Below are 17,377 nucleotides of genomic sequence, written 5' to 3'. Positions count from 1 at the left end.
CTTTTTGTTATTCAGCCGGGACGCTTTGTGCGTCTCCGTTGTCGCGGGCCGCGTCGATCAATGCGCGGCGCGCCAGAGCGTAATTGTCCTCGCCTCCGTCCCGTTTGGCGCGGCGGTCGTCCAGGATGCGCTCGACAGCATCCAGACGACCGGCGCGCAGGCCGGAATCAATTGTGATGCGCTCGAATACATCACGTTGGGCGTGGCTGCCACCTGCCAATTGCATTCCGTCGCGTGCATTTGACAGAAAATCAAAGGCTTGGCCATAGAGACCGTCACCAAAGGCTTCCAAACCCTTGGCCGCCGCAATGCCCGGATCGGACATGCGAACAGGTGTGTCGCCTTGATTGCGCTGCGCGTCTTTCTGAATGCGCTGCAGCATCTGGCTTGTCGCCTCGGTGCGGTTGTCGCCGGTTAGGGCCAGCAGATAGTGCAGATCGGCGAAGATCAGGCAGCCATCCTCGGTCCGGGTGGCGCTGAGGTCGGCCAGTTCCTCCCAGCGGTTGCCGACATTGACACCCTCCAACTCCAGCCGCGACAGCAGCGAGGTCGCGTTCGAAATATCGCGGTAATCGTCGGTTTTGTCTTTGCGGATATGTTCGTCATACAGTTCCATGACGCGATCGACCTGACCCAGATCCAGATGCATCAGCGCCTTGTGCCACCAGACGTGATAGCGAAAGTTGTTGCAATGCGCCCAGGCGTCCTCGCGCCCGGCCAACCAGTCCAGCCCCAGCTGCGCGTTGCCGGTCATTTCGTGCACATGGGCCACGGCGTGCAGACCCCAGGCATCGTCCGACACCATCCACAGCGCCTGACGACCGGCGATCTCGGCCTTCTCATAAGCACCGGTTTCTTCAAGCGCGAAGGAGTGACAGCCCAGCAGATAGCCGCGCCCGGGATGATCCGGCGCGTATGCGGGCAGAACCCGTTCAATCGACCGGCGCATGCCCGCAGAATCGCCCAGAACGAAACGGGTCGCATGGCTCAGCTTCATCGCCAGCGTGTCTTCGGGATGGGCGCGCAAAATCTCTTCGAATTTCTGAATGGCCTGCGAGGGCAGGTCGGCCAGATACATCTCGAGCGCTTCGACATACAACCTTTCGCGCGCCGAGACCGGCTGACGCTCCATCGCGGATTTGGCCGCGTTCAGCGCGTCGACCGCGACCGCAATCATCTCGCGGCGACCCAGCAGAACCATGAACAGGCCCTTGGTGGCGTGACCCAGAGCAAAATCGGGCTCAAGCTCTAGCACTTTACCCAGATGCTGAGGTGTGATTGCTGCGTGCGCCATGAACCCAAGCAGAACACCATTCCAGGCATCGACACTGGCCGGCTGGGTCAGGGTGTTCATTTGTCCAAAAACGTCTTGTTTCATGCTTGGGTCCAATCTGATTGCGACATGTGACACTGTCCGATTTATCAGAGTGTGCGAATGCGTCGTATCAGTATCGACCCTGCTCTCGAATTGGTGAAAACCCGTGTACGCAAAAAGCGAAAAAAACCGCCGATTCAAGGGCATGTTTCAGCAACATGCTGCCGAAAAAGGCAAGTGTTTCAGTCTTCGAACGGATTTTCAGCGCTTAAAATAGCGTCAGTATCGGCCCCAAAGACCGGCGGCGCGTTGCGATATGTTACAGGCGTGCGCGACAGGTTCAGGGGATTCCCGATCAACTGTACCGCGCCGGGGTCGGCCTGCATCGCAATTTGCATCTGTCTGGCGGCAACCTGATCGGTGGCAAAGACCTGATCCAGGGACTGCACGGGACCGACCGGAACCTTGACCGCCTCGAGCTGGGAGATCACCGTTTCCGTTGCCAGCGCCCGCAGTGCTGGGCGCAGCACATCGTTCAGCGCGTCGCGATGTTCCAGCCGGGCCGGGTTGGTGGCAAAACGGGCGTCATCGGCAAGTTCGGGCATCTGAATAAAGCCGCAGAACCGTTTGAACTGGCTGTCATTTCCAACCGCCAGAATTACATGGCCATCCGAGGTCTCGTAAACCTCGTACGGAACGATATTGGGATGCCCGTTGCCGCGCCGCTGGGGCACGCTGCCCGAGGTCAGGTAGTTCACACCTTCATTGATCAGCCACGCGATTTGCGCGTCCACGAGGGCCAGATCAATCTGCTGGCCTTCTCCGGTCAGGTCGCGGTGGCGCAGTGCTGCCAGAATGCCCACCGCCGCATACATGCCGCACATGACATCCGCGATCCCGACGCCGACTTTCATCGGCATACCCTCGGGGTCACCGGTCAGAGACATGATCCCGCCATAGCCCTGGGCCATCAGATCGTAGCCGGGTTTGTCAGAGTTGGGTCCGGTCTGGCCATAGCCCGAGATCGAGCAATAGACGAGGCCCGGCAACTCCTGCGACAGGGTCGCGTAGTCCAACCCGTATTTCGCCAGCCCACCGGGTTTAAAGTTCTCGATCAGAATGTCCGCATGCGAGGCCAGCCGTTTGATTTCCGCCTGTCCTTCGGGTGTTGCAATGTCGATGGCGACGGATTTCTTGTTGCGGTTGGCGGACATGAAATACGCGCTCAGTTCTGATCGGTTGCCGTCCGCATCTTCCACGTAAGGTGGACCCCATTGGCGGGTGTCGTCACCCCCAGTGGCCGGGTTTTCGATCTTGATGACGGTGGCCCCCAGATCGCCCAGCAACTGAGTACAGGTCGGCCCGGCCAGAATGCGGGACAGGTCCAGTACCTTGACGCCTTTCAGTGGTCCTTCAGATCCGGCCATCATATCCTCCGCGCTCAATTTCGGCGGCGATAACGGTGAAACGGTCGGCCTTCAAGGCCTCATTCAGGGCGGCGCGCAGTTCTGAGCGGTTGCGCACTGTATGACCATAGCCGCCAAAAGCCCGCCCCATCGCCGCAAAATCATGGCGGTCGAAATCCACGCCACGGTTGCCCATCTGGCGCTGGCGCTGCTTCAACTCGATCAGCGCAAGGCTGGCGTCGACGAAGACCAGAAAGATCGGGTTGCCGCCCATTTCGGCGGCGGTCGACAGCTCTCCGGCGACCATCAGGAACCCTGCATCGCCGGAAAAGCTGATCACCGGACGGTCCGGTTCGGCCAGTTTCAGGCCGATTGCCATCGGGACGGCGCAGCCCATGGTGCAAAGCGCCGAGGACTGGATCAGCCCGCGTTCTTCAGAGCAATTCCACATCTGGCTCAGCAGAATGCGATGCGCGCCGCTATCGGCGGTGGCCAGCGTTTCCGGCGGCAGGGCGGCGCGGGTTTCGGCGATCACAGCCGCCGGGCCCCAGTCGTCACCGATCGGGAAGGCCTGCGCCAGCGCGGCCTTGACCTTGGCCGGTTCCCCTCCGGGCCACGTCTGGCGCGCGGGATTGCCTTTGGCGATAGCCTCCAGCGTGGCACCAGTATGGGCGACCAGATTCAACCCCGCCTGATGCATGTAGTGGTCGTTGGGCACGGCCGAGATGTCGATGACGCGCTTTTCCTCGGGGTCCCAGATCTCGCGCCAGCCGGGGCGCATTTCGATGGGGTCGTAGCCCAGACACAGCACCAGATCCGCCTGTTCGACCAGCGGCACCAGATGCTTGTCGGCCAGCGGAGACAGTCCCGCGCCACCAAGGCACAGCGGATGATCCTCGGGCACGACGCCCTTGGCCTTGTAAGTGGTCACGAAGGGAATGCTGAAATGTTCCAGAAACGCCTGTACTACATTGCGCGAGTCGTCATAGAGCACGTCCAGACCGACAACGGCGATGGGCCGTTCGGCCTCGGCCACCCAGCGGCGGGCCTTTTCCACGCAGTTCCCCTCGGGCGCGACAGCGGCGATCTTGGCGCGGCGGCGGCGCTTGACGCCTGATACCCGCGTATCGGCGACCGAGATCGGTACGTCGATATGCACCGGGCCGGGGCGGGGCTGGTTGGCCAGCGTGACCGCTTTGTCGGCGACGATATCCGCGCCCTCGGCCGTCATCAGGAACGTGCCCTTGGTGATCGAGCGATAGACCTGCGCGTGGTCCATCACCTGATGGGTGTAGGTCAGCGCCTCATCCGCGTCGACGCAGCCGGTCAGCACGATCATCGGCACCCGGTCTTGCAGCGCATTGGCGACCACATTGATCCCGTTCATCGCACCGGGGCCGAGCGTTGCTACAAGGATTGCTGGCGCGCCATCGCGGTGATGCACGGCCTCGGCCATGAACCCGGCGGAATTTTCGTGCTTGGCCAGATGAAAGGTAATCCCCGCCTGTTCCAAGGCATCCACCAGAGTTAGAACCTCGCCCCCGGGCATGCCGAACGCGTGGCGGCATCCGGCCTCGTACAGTCGTTGTGCCAGAAGATCAGCGGCGCGGGGGGGCAGGTCCTGCATCAATCGTGCTCCGAATTCGTTATTTCAATGCAGATTGCGGAGGATGCCCCCGGAAGCAAGCCGGATCACGCCAGTGTGACTATTTGACTGCGCTTTCCGCCACCGCCTGAAACTTTTCGTCCAGTTCCAGCGCGATATCGCTCAGGGGCTCGCCGCCCTCGTAAACGTAGGGCGCAAAGACAAAGCTCGGGGTTTTGTAGGACAGCGTGGCCGTTCCGTCCTCGTTCTCGGTTACATAGAACCGGATCGGCGCTTCGATCATCGCGGCGGTCGAGGTTTCCAAGACCCGAACGGCGTAGTCATTGTTGAACGCCCCGATGACCCGGTTGCCCGGAATGGTGATCCCGCGCGAGGCAGCGGCTTTGGTCGGTCCGGCCTGAGTGACCACGATCAGCCCGTTTTCCTTCACGGCTGCCTTGGTGTCATCGACCAGTTGCGCATAGCTTTTGCCGGTTGGATAGACGGCCCAGCCTGCAGGCGGGTCCGCAATCTCGGCGCTGACGGGCAGGGCCAGAACACATAACATCGACCAGAGCGCTTTCATCGGGGCAACCTCCTTAGCTAAGGGTGCGTGATTGATGCCAGAAAGCGACGCAAACGGCAGTCACATTCTTGTGTCTCGTGCGTCAATTCTTTGCAGACCGGTGCGTCAGGTCCCTCGCTTTCTCAGCACATAGATGTCCATGATCCAGCCGTGATCGGCGCGGGCCCGGGCACGGGTGTCGAGTATCTGCTGCGCAACCTCAGCCAAAGGACCGCAGATCAGGATTTCTTCCTTCATGCCCACATACGCCCCCCACCAGATGTCAAAGTCGGCCATCTCAAGGGTCTGGAACGAGCATTCGCCATCCAGCATCACCGCCACGTTCGATCCGGCCTCGGGCCAGCCTTCCTCGCGGATGCGCCGCCCGGTGGTGACCACGTAAGGCGCGCCGATATCGTTGATCGGGATCGCGTGGGCGGCGGTCAGCGCCTGTAATGCGGTGATGCCGGGGATTACATGGGTTGGCGGTTGCGGGTCCAGCCGCGCCGCGATGCGCAGCGAACTGTCATAGAGCGACGGATCGCCCCAGATCAGCAGCGCGACTTTGCGCGCTTCGGGATGCGCCGTAATCGCCTCTTGCCAGCGCAGGGCGATGGCATCATGCCACTCATCAACGCCGCGCAGATAGCCGCCTTCCGAGCGGCGTTTGGGGATGTCGAAATAGGCGATTTTGGGGGGCGTCTCGGACACCTGTGCGATGATCTGCTCGCGCAGACCAGCCAGATCGGCCTTGTTCTCACCCTTGCGGGGGATCAGGATCAGGTCCGCCGCACGGATGGCCTTAGCGCCCTGAAAGGTCACGTGATCGGGGTTGCCCGTACCGATGCCGATCAGAGTCAGGTCATACATCGTCGAACTCTGCCAGCGGGCCGTAGAGGATCAATGCGGGGGCCGTACCGATCTCGGACTGCAACTGGCCTGCCAACGCGCCAACGGTTGAGCGTTGCAGGGATTGCTTGGGGGTCGAAACCGACTCGGCCATTAACGCGGGCGTGTCCAGCGGCAAGCCGTGGGCATGCAGCGCCTCGACCAATAGCGGGAAAGTGCGTTTGCCCATGAACACAACCGTCGTCGCACCGGGGTCGGCGAGGGCGGGCAGGTTCAGGTCCTCGGGCAATTTGCCACTGACATCGTGGCCGGTGACGAACTGCACCCGCCGCGCTGTCAGGCGGCGGGTCAGCGGGATGCCTGCCGCCGCTGCCGCTGCCACGGCCGAGGGGATGCCCGGAATAATCTCATACTCGATCCCGGCGGCGCGCAGGGCCACCAGTTCTTCCTCAAGCCGTCCGAACAGCCCGCCGTCGCCGGATTTCAGCCGAACGACGCGCTGCCCGGTCTGGGCGTATTCCACCAGCAACCGGCTGACATGATCCTGCTTGGGTGAGGGGCGACCGGCCCGTTTGCCGACACCTACCAGATCGGCGTCCTTGCGCGCATGGGTCAGGATCGGCCCGCTGCTCAGGTCGTCAAACAGCACCGCATCGGCCTTTTGCATCCTGTCCACGGCCTTCAACGTCAAGAGCTCCGGGTCGCCGGGGCCGGACCCGATGAAGGAAACAAACCCGCTCATGCCGAGGCCTCGGCGATCAGGTGGAAGAACGTGCCGGTGACATTGCCCCGGACGGAACCGGTTTGCGGCCCCTCGGTCCCTTCGGCGTCAAACACCCGCGCCAGAGGGGCATCCGGCTGTTCGATGATCGAGGAATAGTGGAACTCATGCCCCCGCAGCGCGGTGCCCACAGCAAGACCCGGCATCGGGGCCAGCAATTCTGCCCGGCGGTAGCCCAGGTTGAACTTGCGCTTTTCATAAGACGTCACAAGACCCAACAGCCCGGCCATCGCATGCCGGGTGCCGTCCTTGTCGATCAGTCCCTCGCCCAAGGCCATATAGCCCCCGCATTCGCCGTGAACGGGCTTGGTTGCGGCATGTTTGCGCAGTCCGGTCAGAAAGGTCTCGGCTGCGGCCAATTTGCCAGCATGCAGTTCCGGGTATCCCCCCGGCAGCCAGACCAGATCGGCATCCGCTGCCGGAGCCTCATCCGCCAATGGCGAGAACGGCAGAATATCCGCCCCGGCTGCGCGCCAGCCTTCCAGCAAATGTGGATAGGTAAAGGAAAACGCCTCATCCCGAGCCAGCGCAATCCGCTGGGCCGGAGGGCGCGGCAGCGCGGCTGACGATGGCCCAACAGGGCCTGAGGAGGCCGCCCGCTTGATCGCCTCAAGGTCCACATGTTCGCGCAAAAACGCGGCATATCCGGCAATGGCGCTTTCCAGATCGGGATGTTCCACCGCCTGTATCAGGCCCAGATGGCGTTCCGGCAGCGTCAGATCGCCCCGACGCGGCAGCACGCCCAGTATAGGCAGGCCCGCGCGTTCCATCCCCAAACGGGTCAGGCGTTCGTGACGCGGGCTGGCGCAGCGGTTCAGGATTACACCGGCAAAGGGCAGGTCCGGGTTATACATCCGAAACCCCAGCGCCGTGGCGGCCGCTGATTGTGCCTGACCGCCCACATCCAGAACCAGCACCACCGGCCAGCCCATGCGCAGCGCAGTCTCGGCACTGGAGCCGTGCCCTAGCTCCCCGGGCTTCGCGACGCCATCAAACAGGCCCATCGAGCCCTCGGCCACCACGATATCCGCGCCCCCGGCCTGCGCCGAAATCGCGCCTAAAAGCGGCTCACCCATCGCCCAACTGTCCAGATTGAACGAGGCACGCCCTGCCGCCGCCCGGTGAAAGGCCGGGTCGATGTAATCCGGGCCGCTTTTGAATGGTTGCACGGTCAGACCATCCTCGGCCAGAGCCCGCAACAAGCCCAGCATCACCGTCGTTTTGCCAGTGCCGGACGAAGGCGCCGAGATCAGAACGCCCGGAGGGTTCGCCATCACCTCAGTCATCGCCATGTCTCCAGCTTGACCACGGGCTGTCCGCGCTTTGCGGGCGGTAGCGGCGGTCGTAGGTTTTAGAATAGAGGCAGCTTTCGTCGAAGCCCTCACCGGCCAGCGCGGGGCCGACCATGATCAGGGCGGTGCGCGAGATGCTCTCGTCCAGCGCGCCCTTCAGGGTGGCCAGCGTTGCGCGAATTACCCTCTCATCCGGCCAACTGGCGCGGTAGACCACAGCGACCGGGCACTCCGCGCCATAGGCCGGGGTCAGATCGGCGATCACCTTATCCAGATTGCCGATCGACAGATGGATCGCCAAAGTCGCGCCAGTACGGGCGAAGTTCTCCAGTGTCTCGCCTTCGGGCATTGACGAGGCGCGGCCCGGCGTCCGCGTCAGAACCACCGATTGCGCGAGGCCGGGCAGGGTCAGTTCCGCGCCCAGCGTCGCTGCCGCAGCAGCAAAGGAGGGCACGCCGGGGGTGACGCTGACCGGGATGCCCATCTGTTTCAGCCGCCGAATCTGTTCCCCCATCGCCGACCAGACCGACAGATCGCCGGAATGCAGGCGCGCCACGTCGTGACCGGCGTCATGAGCGGCTTTGATCTCGGCCATGATCTGATCCAGATCCATCGGCGCGGTGTTGACGATCTTCGCGCCATCAGGGCAATGGCCCAGAATCTCATCCGGCACCAGCGAGCCCGCATACAGGCACACTGGGCAGGACGCGATGATATCGCGCCCGCGCAAGGTCAGCAGGTCGGCAGCGCCGGGACCGGCGCCGATGAAGTGAACGGTCATGTCTGTCCTCCGATGGCGACGGCGCAGGTGGCCAGCCGGTCGTCCGAAATCTGTCTGGGGGCAAGCAGCCGGGCACCGGGTCCGGCGGCAGCAAGGGCGGATGCCTCTGCCACGCTGCCGGTGCCATGGGTGGCCCGGCTGCGGGGCGAGCAGGTGAGCGTGCGCTGCCCGTCCAGATCGCCCGGCGCAACGTAATGCAGGGGCAGAGCGGTGTCTTCGGCGAAGGCGGCAAGACCAGCATGGCCCCGCTTGTCGGCTACAGTGGCCAGCGCGTCGACATGCTGCCCTGCGCAGGCCAGGTCAAACGCCGCCCGTAGGCTGTCGGCTGTAGCTGCCGAGGAAAACCCGAACCCCGCAACGATCATAAGGTCACGCTCCACTGCACAACCGGGTACGCGGATTTCCAGCCGCGCCGGGGGCCCAGCGGGGCCGAATGCGCGAGTTCGATGCGCAGCAGATCGCCCCCCAGTTTGTCGTGCCACTGCGCCAAAAGCGCCTCGCTTTCCAGCGTCACGGCGTTGGCAACCAGCCGGGTGCCAGCGGGCAGATTGGTGTGCAGCCAGTCCAGCAAATCCGTACTCAGCCCACCGCCGATGAAAACCACATCCGGATGGGGCAGACCGGGCAGAGCATCGGGCGCAGTGCCATGTATGACATCCAGCCGATCCTGCCCCAGCGTATCGGCATTGCGGCGGATGCGATCCGCACGGTCCTCCAGCGGCTCGATCGTTGTGGCCGTCAAGGTCGGGTCGCACATCAGCCATTCTATACTGATCGAGCCGGTGCCGCCGCCGATATCCCACAGATGCTCCCCGCGCCGTGGGGCGAGCGCCGACAGGGTCAGCGCGCGGATCGGGCGTTTGGTGATCTGGCCGTCGGTCTCAAAAATCTCGTCCGGCTTGCCCGAGGCCTTGTGTAACGCTTGTCCGTTACCACGCACCTCTAACCCTACACAGACCGGATGTTCGAACGTTCCCAACAGAGCCTCTGTCAGCGACACGCTGCGCGACCGTTCGCGCGGCCCGCCGAGGGCTTCCATGACGTGCAACGCGCTGTCGGCGAACCCGGTCTCCGTCAGATAGGTCGCAAGCTCTGCCACCGCTTTGCCGTCGCGCAGCAGCAAAATGGCGTGCAGACCCGAAGACAGGTGAGGCCGCAAACGCGTCAGGGGCGCGGCATGCAAACCGAAGGTCAGCGTGGTTTCCAGCGGCCAGCCCAACCGGGCCGCCGCCAGCGAAAAGGTCGATTGGCCGGGCAGGGCGCTCCACTCGGCGGCATCGAAATTGCGCGCGACGACTGAGCCTGCGCCGAACCAGAACGGATCGCCCGAGGCCAGCACCACAGTGCGCCGCCCGCGCAACCTTGTCAGGATCGGCAGGCCATCGGCAAAAGGAACAGGCCATTCAATGCGGTCCGCCTGGCCTTCGGGGATCAGCGAGAGGTGGCGTGGCGGGCCCATGATGACCTCGGCCCGGTCCAGCACTTGACGGCTTGCGGGCGACAGGCCATCCAGTCCATCTTCGCCCAACCCCAGAACGGTCAGCCACGGAGCTTCACGCATGTCTCACCTCCTGATCCTTGGTGGCACGACTGAGGCCAATGCCCTTGCCCGCGCAGTGGCAGAGCGCGGCGTTGCGGCGACCTATTCCTACGCGGGCCGGGTCGATACTCCGCGCGCGCAGCCCATCCCGGTGCGGGTGGGCGGTTTTGGCGGGGTCGACGGGCTGGCTCGCCATATCCGCGATCATCAGATTACCCATGTCATCGACGCAACGCATCCCTTTGCTGCGCAGATGAGCCGAAATGCGATCGAGGCTTGCGGTCAGACCGGCGTGCCGCTGGCTGCGCTGACCCGTCCCGCTTGGGTGAAGCAAGAGGGTGACAACTGGCAGCACGTGCCCGACATCCCCGCAGCGGTGCAGGCGCTGGCGGGTGCGCCGCGCCGCGTGTTTCTGGCCGTGGGCCGGATGCATCTCGAGGATTTCTCGGCCCAGCCCCACCACCACTATCTGCTGCGGCTGGTCGATGAACCCGCTGCGCTGCCGCTGCCGAATTGCGAAGTTGTCGTGTCCAGAGGGCCGTTCACCGAGGCCGGAGACCGCGCGTTGATGCAACGACAAGGCACGCAACTGGTCGTGTCCAAGAATGCGGGCGGCACCGGCGCGCGGGCCAAGCTGGACGCGGCGCGGAGGCTGGGGGTGCCGGTGCTGATGATCGACCGACCGGCCTTGCCGCAGCGGACCGAACTGGAAAGCGTCGCGCAGGTTCTGGACTGGCTCGCTCATTCCGTTGTGAACCTCGGGGTGTAGACGATCGGCAGGCCATCGCGCCGGATCATGCGGGTCAGGGATGACCCGACGATGACCACCGTCTGCATGTCCGCCATGTCGGGCGTTGCCTCGGCCAGCGTGGAAACCCGGATCGCCTCGTCCGGGCGCGAGACCGCGCGGGCGAACAGGATCAGCCGTTCGGGTTCACATTCCTCACGCAGGATTTCCAGCGTTTTTACAAAGCCTTCCGGGCGGGACTTCGAGCGCGGATTGTAGAACGCCATCGCAAAGTCACCCTGCGCTGCCAGCCGCAGACGTTTCTCGATCAACGCCCATGGCTTGAGGTTGTCGCTAAGGTTGATCGCACAGAAATCATGCCCCAACGGTGCCCCGGCACGGGCCGAGGCCGCCAGCATCGCCGTGATCCCCGGCAGCACATCAATCGGAATGTTCCGCCACTCGGACGGACCGTTCTCCAGCGCCTCGAACACCGCAGCTGCCATGGCGAACACGCCGGGGTCACCCGACGAGACCACGACAACGCGTTTGCCATCGGCCGCCATTTGCAAAGCGTGCTGTGACCGGTCGATCTCGACCCGGTTGTCGCTGGCGTGCAGGGTCAGGCCGGGGCGTTCGGCGATGCGGGCGACATAGGGGATGTAGCCCACAACATCGGTGGCCTCGGCCAAAGCGGCGGTCACTTCGGGTGTGACCAAAGCCTCATCACCCGGGCCAAGGCCCGCGATCTTGACCCAACCGCTCATGGCCGTCGGCCCTGTCCGTGGACGAGGATGATCGAGAAATATGGGGTGATCTTGTCGCAGGCGTCGGACAGTTTTGTCACCGTCTGGTTGGGCATCTGGGCATATTCCACGATCCACGCACGGTCATAAAGACCGGCGGTCTTCAGCGCCCGCGTCACCTTGTCGATATTGCGCCCGATCTTCATCACGACCAGAGCGTCCGTCTGCGTCATCCGCTCGGCCAGCGTATCCTCGGGCAAGGTGCCCATCAGCACGGTCAGCACGTCATCGCCCCATGTGATCGGATCTCCGGTCGCCGTCCAAGCGCCGGACATGCCGGTGATGGCGGGTACAACTTCTACATCAGATATGGTGCGTAAGCGGCTGTAAAGATGCATGAAAGAACCGTAGAAGAACGGGTCACCCTCACATAATACAACCACATCCTCACCTTGCTCGGAGAGCGCCTTCAGATGCGCCGCGCAGTCTTCGTAAAAAGCCGAAAGCAGCTTGTTATAGCGAGGATCGGTCAGCGGAATTTCCGTTGTGACGGGGTACTCCATCGGGAATTCCACAGCATCCTCGGGGATCATCCCGTTGACGATCTTGCGGGCCTGACCGCTGCGGCCCGGTTTGCGGAAAAACGCCACATGCCTTGCGTTGCGTAGCAGGCGGTCGGCGCGGACGCTCATCAGGTCTGGATCGCCGGGGCCGAGGCCCACGCCGTATATTTTACCCGCGCTCATTCCGCGCGGCTCGCTATGGCGTTGACGGCGGCGACGGTGATGGCGCTGCCGCCCAGACGGCCTTTGACGATGCAGCACGGCACCGGTTGCGCAGCCCAGAGCGCGTCTTTCGATTCCACCGCGCCGACAAAGCCCACCGGGCAGCCGATAATGGCGGCCGGGCGTGGGCAATCGGGGTCTTCCAGCATGTTCAGCAGGTGGAACAGTGCCGTGGGCGCGTTTCCGATGGCGACTACGGCACCCTGCAGATGCGGGCGCCACAGCTCCAGCGCGGCAGCCGAGCGCGTGTTGCTTATCTCAGCGGCCAAGGGGCGTACGCGGTCGTCATGCAGGGTGCAGATCACCTCATTCTCGGCGGGCAGTCGAAACCGGGTGACGCCCTCGCTGACCATGCGCGCGTCACACAGGATCGGCGCGCCGCCTTCCAGCGCAGTACGGGCGGCCTGAACAAAACCGGGTGAGAAATGCACGAATTCTTCCAGCCCGACCATCCCGGCGGCGTGGATCATGCGGACGGCAACCTGTTCCTCGTCGGTATCAAACCGGGCCAGATCGGCCTCGGACCGGATGGTGGCAAAGCTTTCCCTATAGATCGCCGCGCCATCGGTTTCATAAGTGTAGGGCATCAGGTGAAGTCCATGGTCATAAGTGTTTCTTCGGTCAGGCCGGTCTGGCAGGGCTCATCCCCTGCGCGGCCCTGTTTGACAAGATCAAATCGTCCATCTCGGCCGACCAGAGTGATATCGGCAGGCCCCATCCGAGCGCATCCCTTGGCACAACCCGAAACGTGCAACGTGCCGGGGGCGCGCGGGGCCAGTGCCCGGGCGATGTCGCGGGTTTCTACTTGCGCCTGCGGGCAGAACGGCGCGCCGGGGCAGGCGTCGGTGGTCATAAGCGGGTCGGTGCCGTCCGTGACAAAGGCGGGGGCAGGTATCGCCGCCCCGCCTTCCAGCAGGATCAGCCGCCACGGAGTGACCCGCAGGGCCGTTGCGCCGCTGGTCTCAATCAATTCGGCAAGCTGGCGCGCAGGCAATTGTCCAAAGGCTGCACCATAGAGCGTCCCTTGCGCGCAAGCGCCGGGTCCCAGCGCTGCGCCAATCGGTCCGGGCGCGGTGCCTTGCCACTCTGGCGGCAGACCATGTGCGGCGACGGCCCGTGCCATGCGGCGGGTCTCGGGGGTGTAGGTCTTGGCGAACCATCCGGCCAGTGCGATCAGGTGATCGATGGCCTCAGCTTCGGACACGACTCGTCCCGTCTCGGCCCCGTCAGCGCGCAGGATCAGGCCATCGGGGCTGGTCTCAAGTCGAATATCCGCCGAATCTGCTGCGAGAAGGCGCGCGGGTCCGGTGTCGATGGCAAAGCCGAACTTGGCGGGCAGCCCGGGCAATTCGAACAGACGGTTGATCAGTTCCTGCGTCAGACGCGCAGTTAGGTCGCCCGCTTGGTAGAGCGGCGTGACAAGAATATTGCGCCGTACTTCGATGCCCGGCTCGGCGTCCAGCAGGTTCAGCGCGGCCAGTTCGGCCAGCAGCGGTTGATGATCCGTCTCGGCCACCCCGCGCAGTTGCAGATTGGCGCGGTTGGTCAGGTCGATGGTGCCATTGCCGAAGCGTTCGGCCAGATCGCACAGACCCATGGCCTGCGCGGCATCCAGACGCGCCAGCCGGGGCCGCACCCGCACCACAAACCCGTCGCCCGACATCATCGGGCGGTGCGCGCCGGGGCACCAGCCTTGGACGATGGGGGCGCTCATCGCAGCCCCTCCAGATCGGCGCGGATCGAGTTGCGGCGGGTGTTCCAAAGCCCCGCCTCCAGCAAGGCGCGGAAGCGGTCCTGCATGGCCTGATACGCTTGCGGATTGGCTTCTTGCAGGAAGCTGTCGACCTCGGCATCCCCAAGCGTCGCATCGTGATAAAGGTCGAACAGATGCGGCGCGACCGTGCCCGAAAGATGTGCGAATGAGGCCATGTGATCCAGCGTCGCTGCGATCTCAGCCGCGCCACGGAAGCCGTGCCGCTGCATCCCTGCGATCCAGCCCGGATTGGCGGCGCGGGCGTGGACCACTCGGCTGATCTCTTCGGGCAAAGTGCGGGCGCGGGGGTTTTCGGGGTTGGTATTGTCCAAGTGGTAAAGCTGCGCGCTGCCGCCGGTGGTCTTCTTGGCGGCGGCGAACCCGGCCTCGTGCGTGGCAAAGTCGTTGGCCAGCAGCAGGTCGGTCTCGGTCAAATCCTGCAGGTGGACGAAGCTGTCGGCATTGGCCACGCGCTGCGTGATCCCGTCTTTGTCCTGCGCGATATGCTCACCTTCCAACGCAAAGGAACTGGCGTCCAGCCATGCCTCGCCCGCCTGTGCGCGGGCCTCGTCAGTATAGGTTTCGGACAGGTGGGTCATGTTCAGACCATAGCTGCCAGGGGCCGGGCCATAGACGCGGGCTGCGGGTTCCTGACCGGCGTAGGGGTTCCAATCGGGTGCCTCATCGCGCGCCGACAGCGCCCGGATCGCCTGACCATAAAGCGCTGATAGCGTCGGGAAGACGTCTCGGAACAGGCCCGAGACCCGCAGCGTCACGTCCAGACGCGGGCGGCTGAGGTCGGTGATCGGCAGCACTTCGATGCCCGCTACCCGCTCCGAACCCTTGTCCCAGATCGGTTTCACGCCCAGCAGATGCAGCGCCATGGCGAATTCTTCCCCTGCCGTGCGCATCGTGGCCGAGCCCCAGAGGTCAACGATCAGACCCTTTGGATAATCGCCTTCCTCTTGCAAATGCCGCCGCACCAATTCCTCGGCCAGCTTCACGCCTTGGGTATAGGCGGCGCGGGTCGGCACCGAGCGCGGGTCGGTGGTGTAGAGGTTCCGCCCCGTCGGCAGCACGTCAGAGCGCCCGCGATAGGGGGAGCCAGAGGGACCGGCCTCGATCCGCTTTCCGGCCAGCGCGGCCAGCAGGCCCTTGCGTTCGGCATGGGCCGAGGGTGCGGGGTCGAAATTGCCAGTGACCTCGGGCACCCGGCCAAAGATGTGCAACCCGTCGCCGAACTGACTTTCCTTGATGTCACAGACAAAGCGGTCAATGCGGGTGATCGCCTCGGCGGTGCAGGTGGCTTGATCCAGCCCCAAATCACTTTCCAAACCGATAGCCTGTGCCTCGTCCCGGATATCTTCCTGCAGTCGGTCGCGGCGTTTGGGGTCGAGCCCATCTGCGTTCGAGAACTCGTCCAGCAACGACTCCAGCCGCACCATCCGATCTGGCGTGCCGCTTTCCTTCAGCGCGGGCGGGATGTGGCCCAGTGTGACGGCTCCGATCCGGCGTTTGGCCTGTGCGGCCTCGCCGGGGTCATTGACGATGAAGGGGTAGATCACCGGAAGGTCACGGATCAGCGCCTCGGGCCAGCAATCGGCGGACAGGGCGACCGATTTGCCCGGTAGCCATTCCAATGTGCCATGGGCACCGATGTGGATTAGAGCATCCGCCCGCAGGCATTTACGCAGCCACAAATAAAACGCAACATAGCCGTGGCGCGGGGTGCGAGACAGATCGTGGTAATCGTCATCGCGCAGTTCGGGCGTACCGCGTTCGGGTTGCAGCGCGACAAGGCCCTTGCCCCGGCGCAGAGCGGTGAAGTGGAAGGCACCATCAGTGCAGGCGGGGTCGTCTTCGGGTTTGCCCCAGACGGTTTGCAGGTCTGTGCGCAACTGTTCAGGCAGGTCCGCCAGCGCGGTTTGATACTCCGAAAGGGGCCACGACAACCAGACATCCGGCAGCGTTTCAGCAATCGGCTCGGCCGGCGCAGTGCTGTAGCCTTCGGCCTGCAAGTCGGACAGTATGGCCTCGGCCGAGGCCAACGCGTCCAGACCCACCGCATGTGCCATCTGCCAATCCTTGCCGGGATATGTGGACATGACCAGCGCGGGCACCCGATCCGCCTTGGGCTTGTCGTTCAGGTTTAGCCAGCCGGTCACGCGGTCGATGAGGGCCTCAATCCGTTCAGGCTCTGCGCGGTGGGCAAAGCGGGAGTATTCCAGATGTGGGTCGCGTTTGCCGGGTTCTTTGAACGACGCGATGCCTGCGCTGATCCGCCCGTCCACCTCGGGCAGAACGACATGCATCGCGAGGTCGGCAGGAGATAGACCGCGTTCCGCTTCGGCCCATGCTTTGCGGCGCGAGGTGGCCAGCGCGACCTGAAACACTGGCACATTCGCCGCGTCCAGAGGCGAGGTGCCCGACGCGCCTTTACCTGAGAACGACGTGGCGTTGATGATGGCAGACGGGTTCATGGCCGCAATGGTGTCGCGCAGCCAATCGGCGGCTGCGGGCGCTTTCAACGAGGGGGCGAAGAGGCCCACAGCCTCCAGACCCCGCGCGCGCAGGCTGCGGATCAGGGCTGCGACCGGGGCGGTATCAGCGGAGGTCAGATAGGCGCGGTAGAAGGTGACGAGGATGCGTTTGGTATCGCCGGAGAACGCCTCATCTACCGGGATCACACCGCGATCCGGGCACCATGCACCGCATTCGGGGATGGTTTTTGCCCCCATCACGGGACCTGCGTAAAGCCCCGCTGCCAGCGCCATCTGCGCCAGTGCCGCCTGCGCTGCAACCTCTCCGCCCGTGTCGCAGAGATGCGCCAAACGGCGGAGGGTCGAGACGGGTAAGGTGGAATACTCATCCAGCCGCGTGTCTTCGCGCCCATCGGCAGGCAGGACGGCCAAAGCGATCCCTTTGGCCTGCGCCAGCGCCAGAACCTGCTGCAAACCGTAGGACCAATAGGGCACCCCTCCGATCAGACGGATCAGGATGCCTTTGGCCCCTTCCAGCGTCTGCTCGACATAGGTGTCGATGGACAAGGGATGTTTCAGCGCCGTCAGATTGGCCAGCCGGAGGGTCGGCATCCGCCCTTCTGGGCCGCCGCCACGATGCCAGCCTGCCGCGAAAGCGCCGAGGTCACTGTCAGAAAAGGACAGCACCACCAGATCCGCCGGGCTTTGGCCCAGATCGGTCGGGGTCTCGGTTTCCTCGAGCCCGTGGCTTTCGCGGAAGACGACGTGCATG

The 17,377-nt window shown here is 64.0% G+C and carries 16 protein-coding genes; 1 reads left to right on the top strand and 15 read right to left on the bottom strand.

The window, feature by feature from the left end; all coding sequences use genetic code 11:
• Positions 1–7 precede the first annotated feature (7 nt).
• From ACR0JN_RS06080 to cbiE, 10 genes are all read right to left on the bottom strand, one after another.
• Positions 8–1,378 carry a tetratricopeptide repeat protein gene (locus tag ACR0JN_RS06080; protein WP_480884748.1) on the bottom strand — a complete coding sequence of 457 codons (1,371 nt, stop codon included), beginning with the start codon at positions 1,376–1,378 and terminating at the stop codon, positions 8–10.
• 179 nt (positions 1,379–1,557) lie between these two features.
• A complete protein-coding gene (locus tag ACR0JN_RS06075) occupies positions 1,558–2,742 on the bottom strand; it encodes a CaiB/BaiF CoA transferase family protein (RefSeq protein WP_480884747.1) in 1,185 nt (394 codons plus the stop codon).
• Positions 2,729–4,348, bottom strand: coding sequence for a thiamine pyrophosphate-binding protein (locus ACR0JN_RS06070; protein ID WP_480884746.1), 1,620 nt, complete (start codon positions 4,346–4,348; stop codon positions 2,729–2,731). The genes ACR0JN_RS06075 and ACR0JN_RS06070 overlap by 14 nt, the downstream gene beginning before the upstream one ends.
• Positions 4,349–4,427: 79 nt before the next feature.
• Complete coding sequence (locus ACR0JN_RS06065; RefSeq protein ID WP_480884745.1) at positions 4,428–4,892, bottom strand: DUF302 domain-containing protein; 465 nt, start codon at positions 4,890–4,892, stop codon at positions 4,428–4,430.
• A 105-nt stretch (positions 4,893–4,997) separates the two neighbouring features.
• On the bottom strand, positions 4,998–5,741 hold the full coding sequence (cobF, locus tag ACR0JN_RS06060) for a precorrin-6A synthase (deacetylating) (protein ID WP_480884744.1): 744 nt from the start codon (positions 5,739–5,741) through the stop codon (positions 4,998–5,000).
• A complete protein-coding gene (cobA, locus tag ACR0JN_RS06055; RefSeq protein ID WP_480884743.1) occupies positions 5,734–6,462 on the bottom strand; it encodes a uroporphyrinogen-III C-methyltransferase in 729 nt (242 codons plus the stop codon). Before cobA ends, cobF begins: the two co-directional genes overlap by 8 nt.
• The gene (locus tag ACR0JN_RS06050) at positions 6,459–7,787 is read right to left on the bottom strand and encodes a cobyrinic acid a,c-diamide synthase CobB (protein WP_480885013.1); all 1,329 of its coding nucleotides are present in this window, start codon (positions 7,785–7,787) and stop codon (positions 6,459–6,461) included. The genes cobA and ACR0JN_RS06050 overlap by 4 nt, the downstream gene beginning before the upstream one ends.
• A complete protein-coding gene (cobM, locus tag ACR0JN_RS06045; protein WP_480815160.1) occupies positions 7,780–8,574 on the bottom strand; it encodes a precorrin-4 C(11)-methyltransferase in 795 nt (264 codons plus the stop codon). The genes ACR0JN_RS06050 and cobM overlap by 8 nt, the downstream gene beginning before the upstream one ends.
• The gene (locus ACR0JN_RS06040; protein WP_480815161.1) at positions 8,571–8,939 is read right to left on the bottom strand and encodes a cobalamin biosynthesis protein; all 369 of its coding nucleotides are present in this window, start codon (positions 8,937–8,939) and stop codon (positions 8,571–8,573) included. Before ACR0JN_RS06040 ends, cobM begins: the two co-directional genes overlap by 4 nt.
• On the bottom strand, positions 8,936–10,135 hold the full coding sequence (cbiE, locus tag ACR0JN_RS06035; RefSeq protein ID WP_480815162.1) for a precorrin-6y C5,15-methyltransferase (decarboxylating) subunit CbiE: 1,200 nt from the start codon (positions 10,133–10,135) through the stop codon (positions 8,936–8,938). The genes ACR0JN_RS06040 and cbiE overlap by 4 nt, the downstream gene beginning before the upstream one ends.
• Here cbiE and ACR0JN_RS06030 point away from each other — a divergent pair.
• Positions 10,134–10,883 carry a cobalt-precorrin-6A reductase gene (locus ACR0JN_RS06030; protein WP_480884742.1) on the top strand — a complete coding sequence of 250 codons (750 nt, stop codon included), beginning with the start codon at positions 10,134–10,136 and terminating at the stop codon, positions 10,881–10,883. The genes cbiE and ACR0JN_RS06030 overlap by 2 nt on opposite strands.
• Here ACR0JN_RS06030 and cobJ read toward each other — a convergent pair.
• The 5 genes from cobJ to cobN are packed head-to-tail and all read right to left on the bottom strand — an operon-like array spanning position 10,856 to position 17,376.
• The gene (cobJ, locus tag ACR0JN_RS06025) at positions 10,856–11,608 is read right to left on the bottom strand and encodes a precorrin-3B C(17)-methyltransferase (RefSeq protein ID WP_480884741.1); all 753 of its coding nucleotides are present in this window, start codon (positions 11,606–11,608) and stop codon (positions 10,856–10,858) included. The genes ACR0JN_RS06030 and cobJ overlap by 28 nt on opposite strands.
• Positions 11,605–12,333, bottom strand: coding sequence for a precorrin-2 C(20)-methyltransferase (locus ACR0JN_RS06020; RefSeq protein WP_480884740.1), 729 nt, complete (start codon positions 12,331–12,333; stop codon positions 11,605–11,607). The genes cobJ and ACR0JN_RS06020 overlap by 4 nt, the downstream gene beginning before the upstream one ends.
• On the bottom strand, positions 12,330–12,959 hold the full coding sequence (locus ACR0JN_RS06015; protein WP_480884739.1) for a precorrin-8X methylmutase: 630 nt from the start codon (positions 12,957–12,959) through the stop codon (positions 12,330–12,332). The genes ACR0JN_RS06020 and ACR0JN_RS06015 overlap by 4 nt, the downstream gene beginning before the upstream one ends.
• Complete coding sequence (cobG, locus tag ACR0JN_RS06010; RefSeq protein WP_480884738.1) at positions 12,959–14,086, bottom strand: precorrin-3B synthase; 1,128 nt, start codon at positions 14,084–14,086, stop codon at positions 12,959–12,961. The genes ACR0JN_RS06015 and cobG overlap by 1 nt, the downstream gene beginning before the upstream one ends.
• The gene (cobN, locus tag ACR0JN_RS06005; RefSeq protein WP_480884737.1) at positions 14,083–17,376 is read right to left on the bottom strand and encodes a cobaltochelatase subunit CobN; all 3,294 of its coding nucleotides are present in this window, start codon (positions 17,374–17,376) and stop codon (positions 14,083–14,085) included. The genes cobG and cobN overlap by 4 nt, the downstream gene beginning before the upstream one ends.
• Position 17,377 lies beyond the last annotated feature (1 nt).

Source organism: Ruegeria sp. G12, assembly GCF_056533565.1.
This window is presented reverse-complemented; position numbering and strand designations above follow the sequence as displayed.

Bases quoted from the DNA above. Each gene is read 5' to 3' on its own strand.
- ACR0JN_RS06080 (WP_480884748.1), bottom strand. From the start codon at position 1,378: ATGAAACAAGACGTTTTTGGACAAATGAACACCCTGACCCAGCCGGCC.
- ACR0JN_RS06075 (WP_480884747.1), bottom strand. From the start codon at position 2,742: ATGGCCGGATCTGAAGGACCACTGAAAGGCGTCAAGGTACTGGACCTG.
- ACR0JN_RS06070 (WP_480884746.1), bottom strand. From the start codon at position 4,348: ATGCAGGACCTGCCCCCCCGCGCCGCTGATCTTCTGGCACAACGACTG.
- ACR0JN_RS06065 (WP_480884745.1), bottom strand. From the start codon at position 4,892: ATGAAAGCGCTCTGGTCGATGTTATGTGTTCTGGCCCTGCCCGTCAGC.
- cobF (WP_480884744.1), bottom strand. From the start codon at position 5,741: ATGTATGACCTGACTCTGATCGGCATCGGTACGGGCAACCCCGATCAC.
- cobA (WP_480884743.1), bottom strand. From the start codon at position 6,462: ATGAGCGGGTTTGTTTCCTTCATCGGGTCCGGCCCCGGCGACCCGGAG.
- ACR0JN_RS06050 (WP_480885013.1), bottom strand. From the start codon at position 7,787: ATGACTGAGGTGATGGCGAACCCTCCGGGCGTTCTGATCTCGGCGCCT.
- cobM (WP_480815160.1), bottom strand. From the start codon at position 8,574: ATGACCGTTCACTTCATCGGCGCCGGTCCCGGCGCTGCCGACCTGCTG.
- ACR0JN_RS06040 (WP_480815161.1), bottom strand. From the start codon at position 8,939: ATGATCGTTGCGGGGTTCGGGTTTTCCTCGGCAGCTACAGCCGACAGC.
- ACR0JN_RS06030 (WP_480884742.1), top strand. From the start codon at position 10,134: ATGTCTCACCTCCTGATCCTTGGTGGCACGACTGAGGCCAATGCCCTT.
- cbiE (WP_480815162.1), bottom strand. From the start codon at position 10,135: ATGCGTGAAGCTCCGTGGCTGACCGTTCTGGGGTTGGGCGAAGATGGA.
- cobJ (WP_480884741.1), bottom strand. From the start codon at position 11,608: ATGAGCGGTTGGGTCAAGATCGCGGGCCTTGGCCCGGGTGATGAGGCT.
- ACR0JN_RS06020 (WP_480884740.1), bottom strand. From the start codon at position 12,333: ATGAGCGCGGGTAAAATATACGGCGTGGGCCTCGGCCCCGGCGATCCA.
- ACR0JN_RS06015 (WP_480884739.1), bottom strand. From the start codon at position 12,959: ATGCCCTACACTTATGAAACCGATGGCGCGGCGATCTATAGGGAAAGC.
- cobG (WP_480884738.1), bottom strand. From the start codon at position 14,086: ATGAGCGCCCCCATCGTCCAAGGCTGGTGCCCCGGCGCGCACCGCCCG.
- cobN (WP_480884737.1), bottom strand. From the start codon at position 17,376: ATGCACGTCGTCTTCCGCGAAAGCCACGGGCTCGAGGAAACCGAGACC.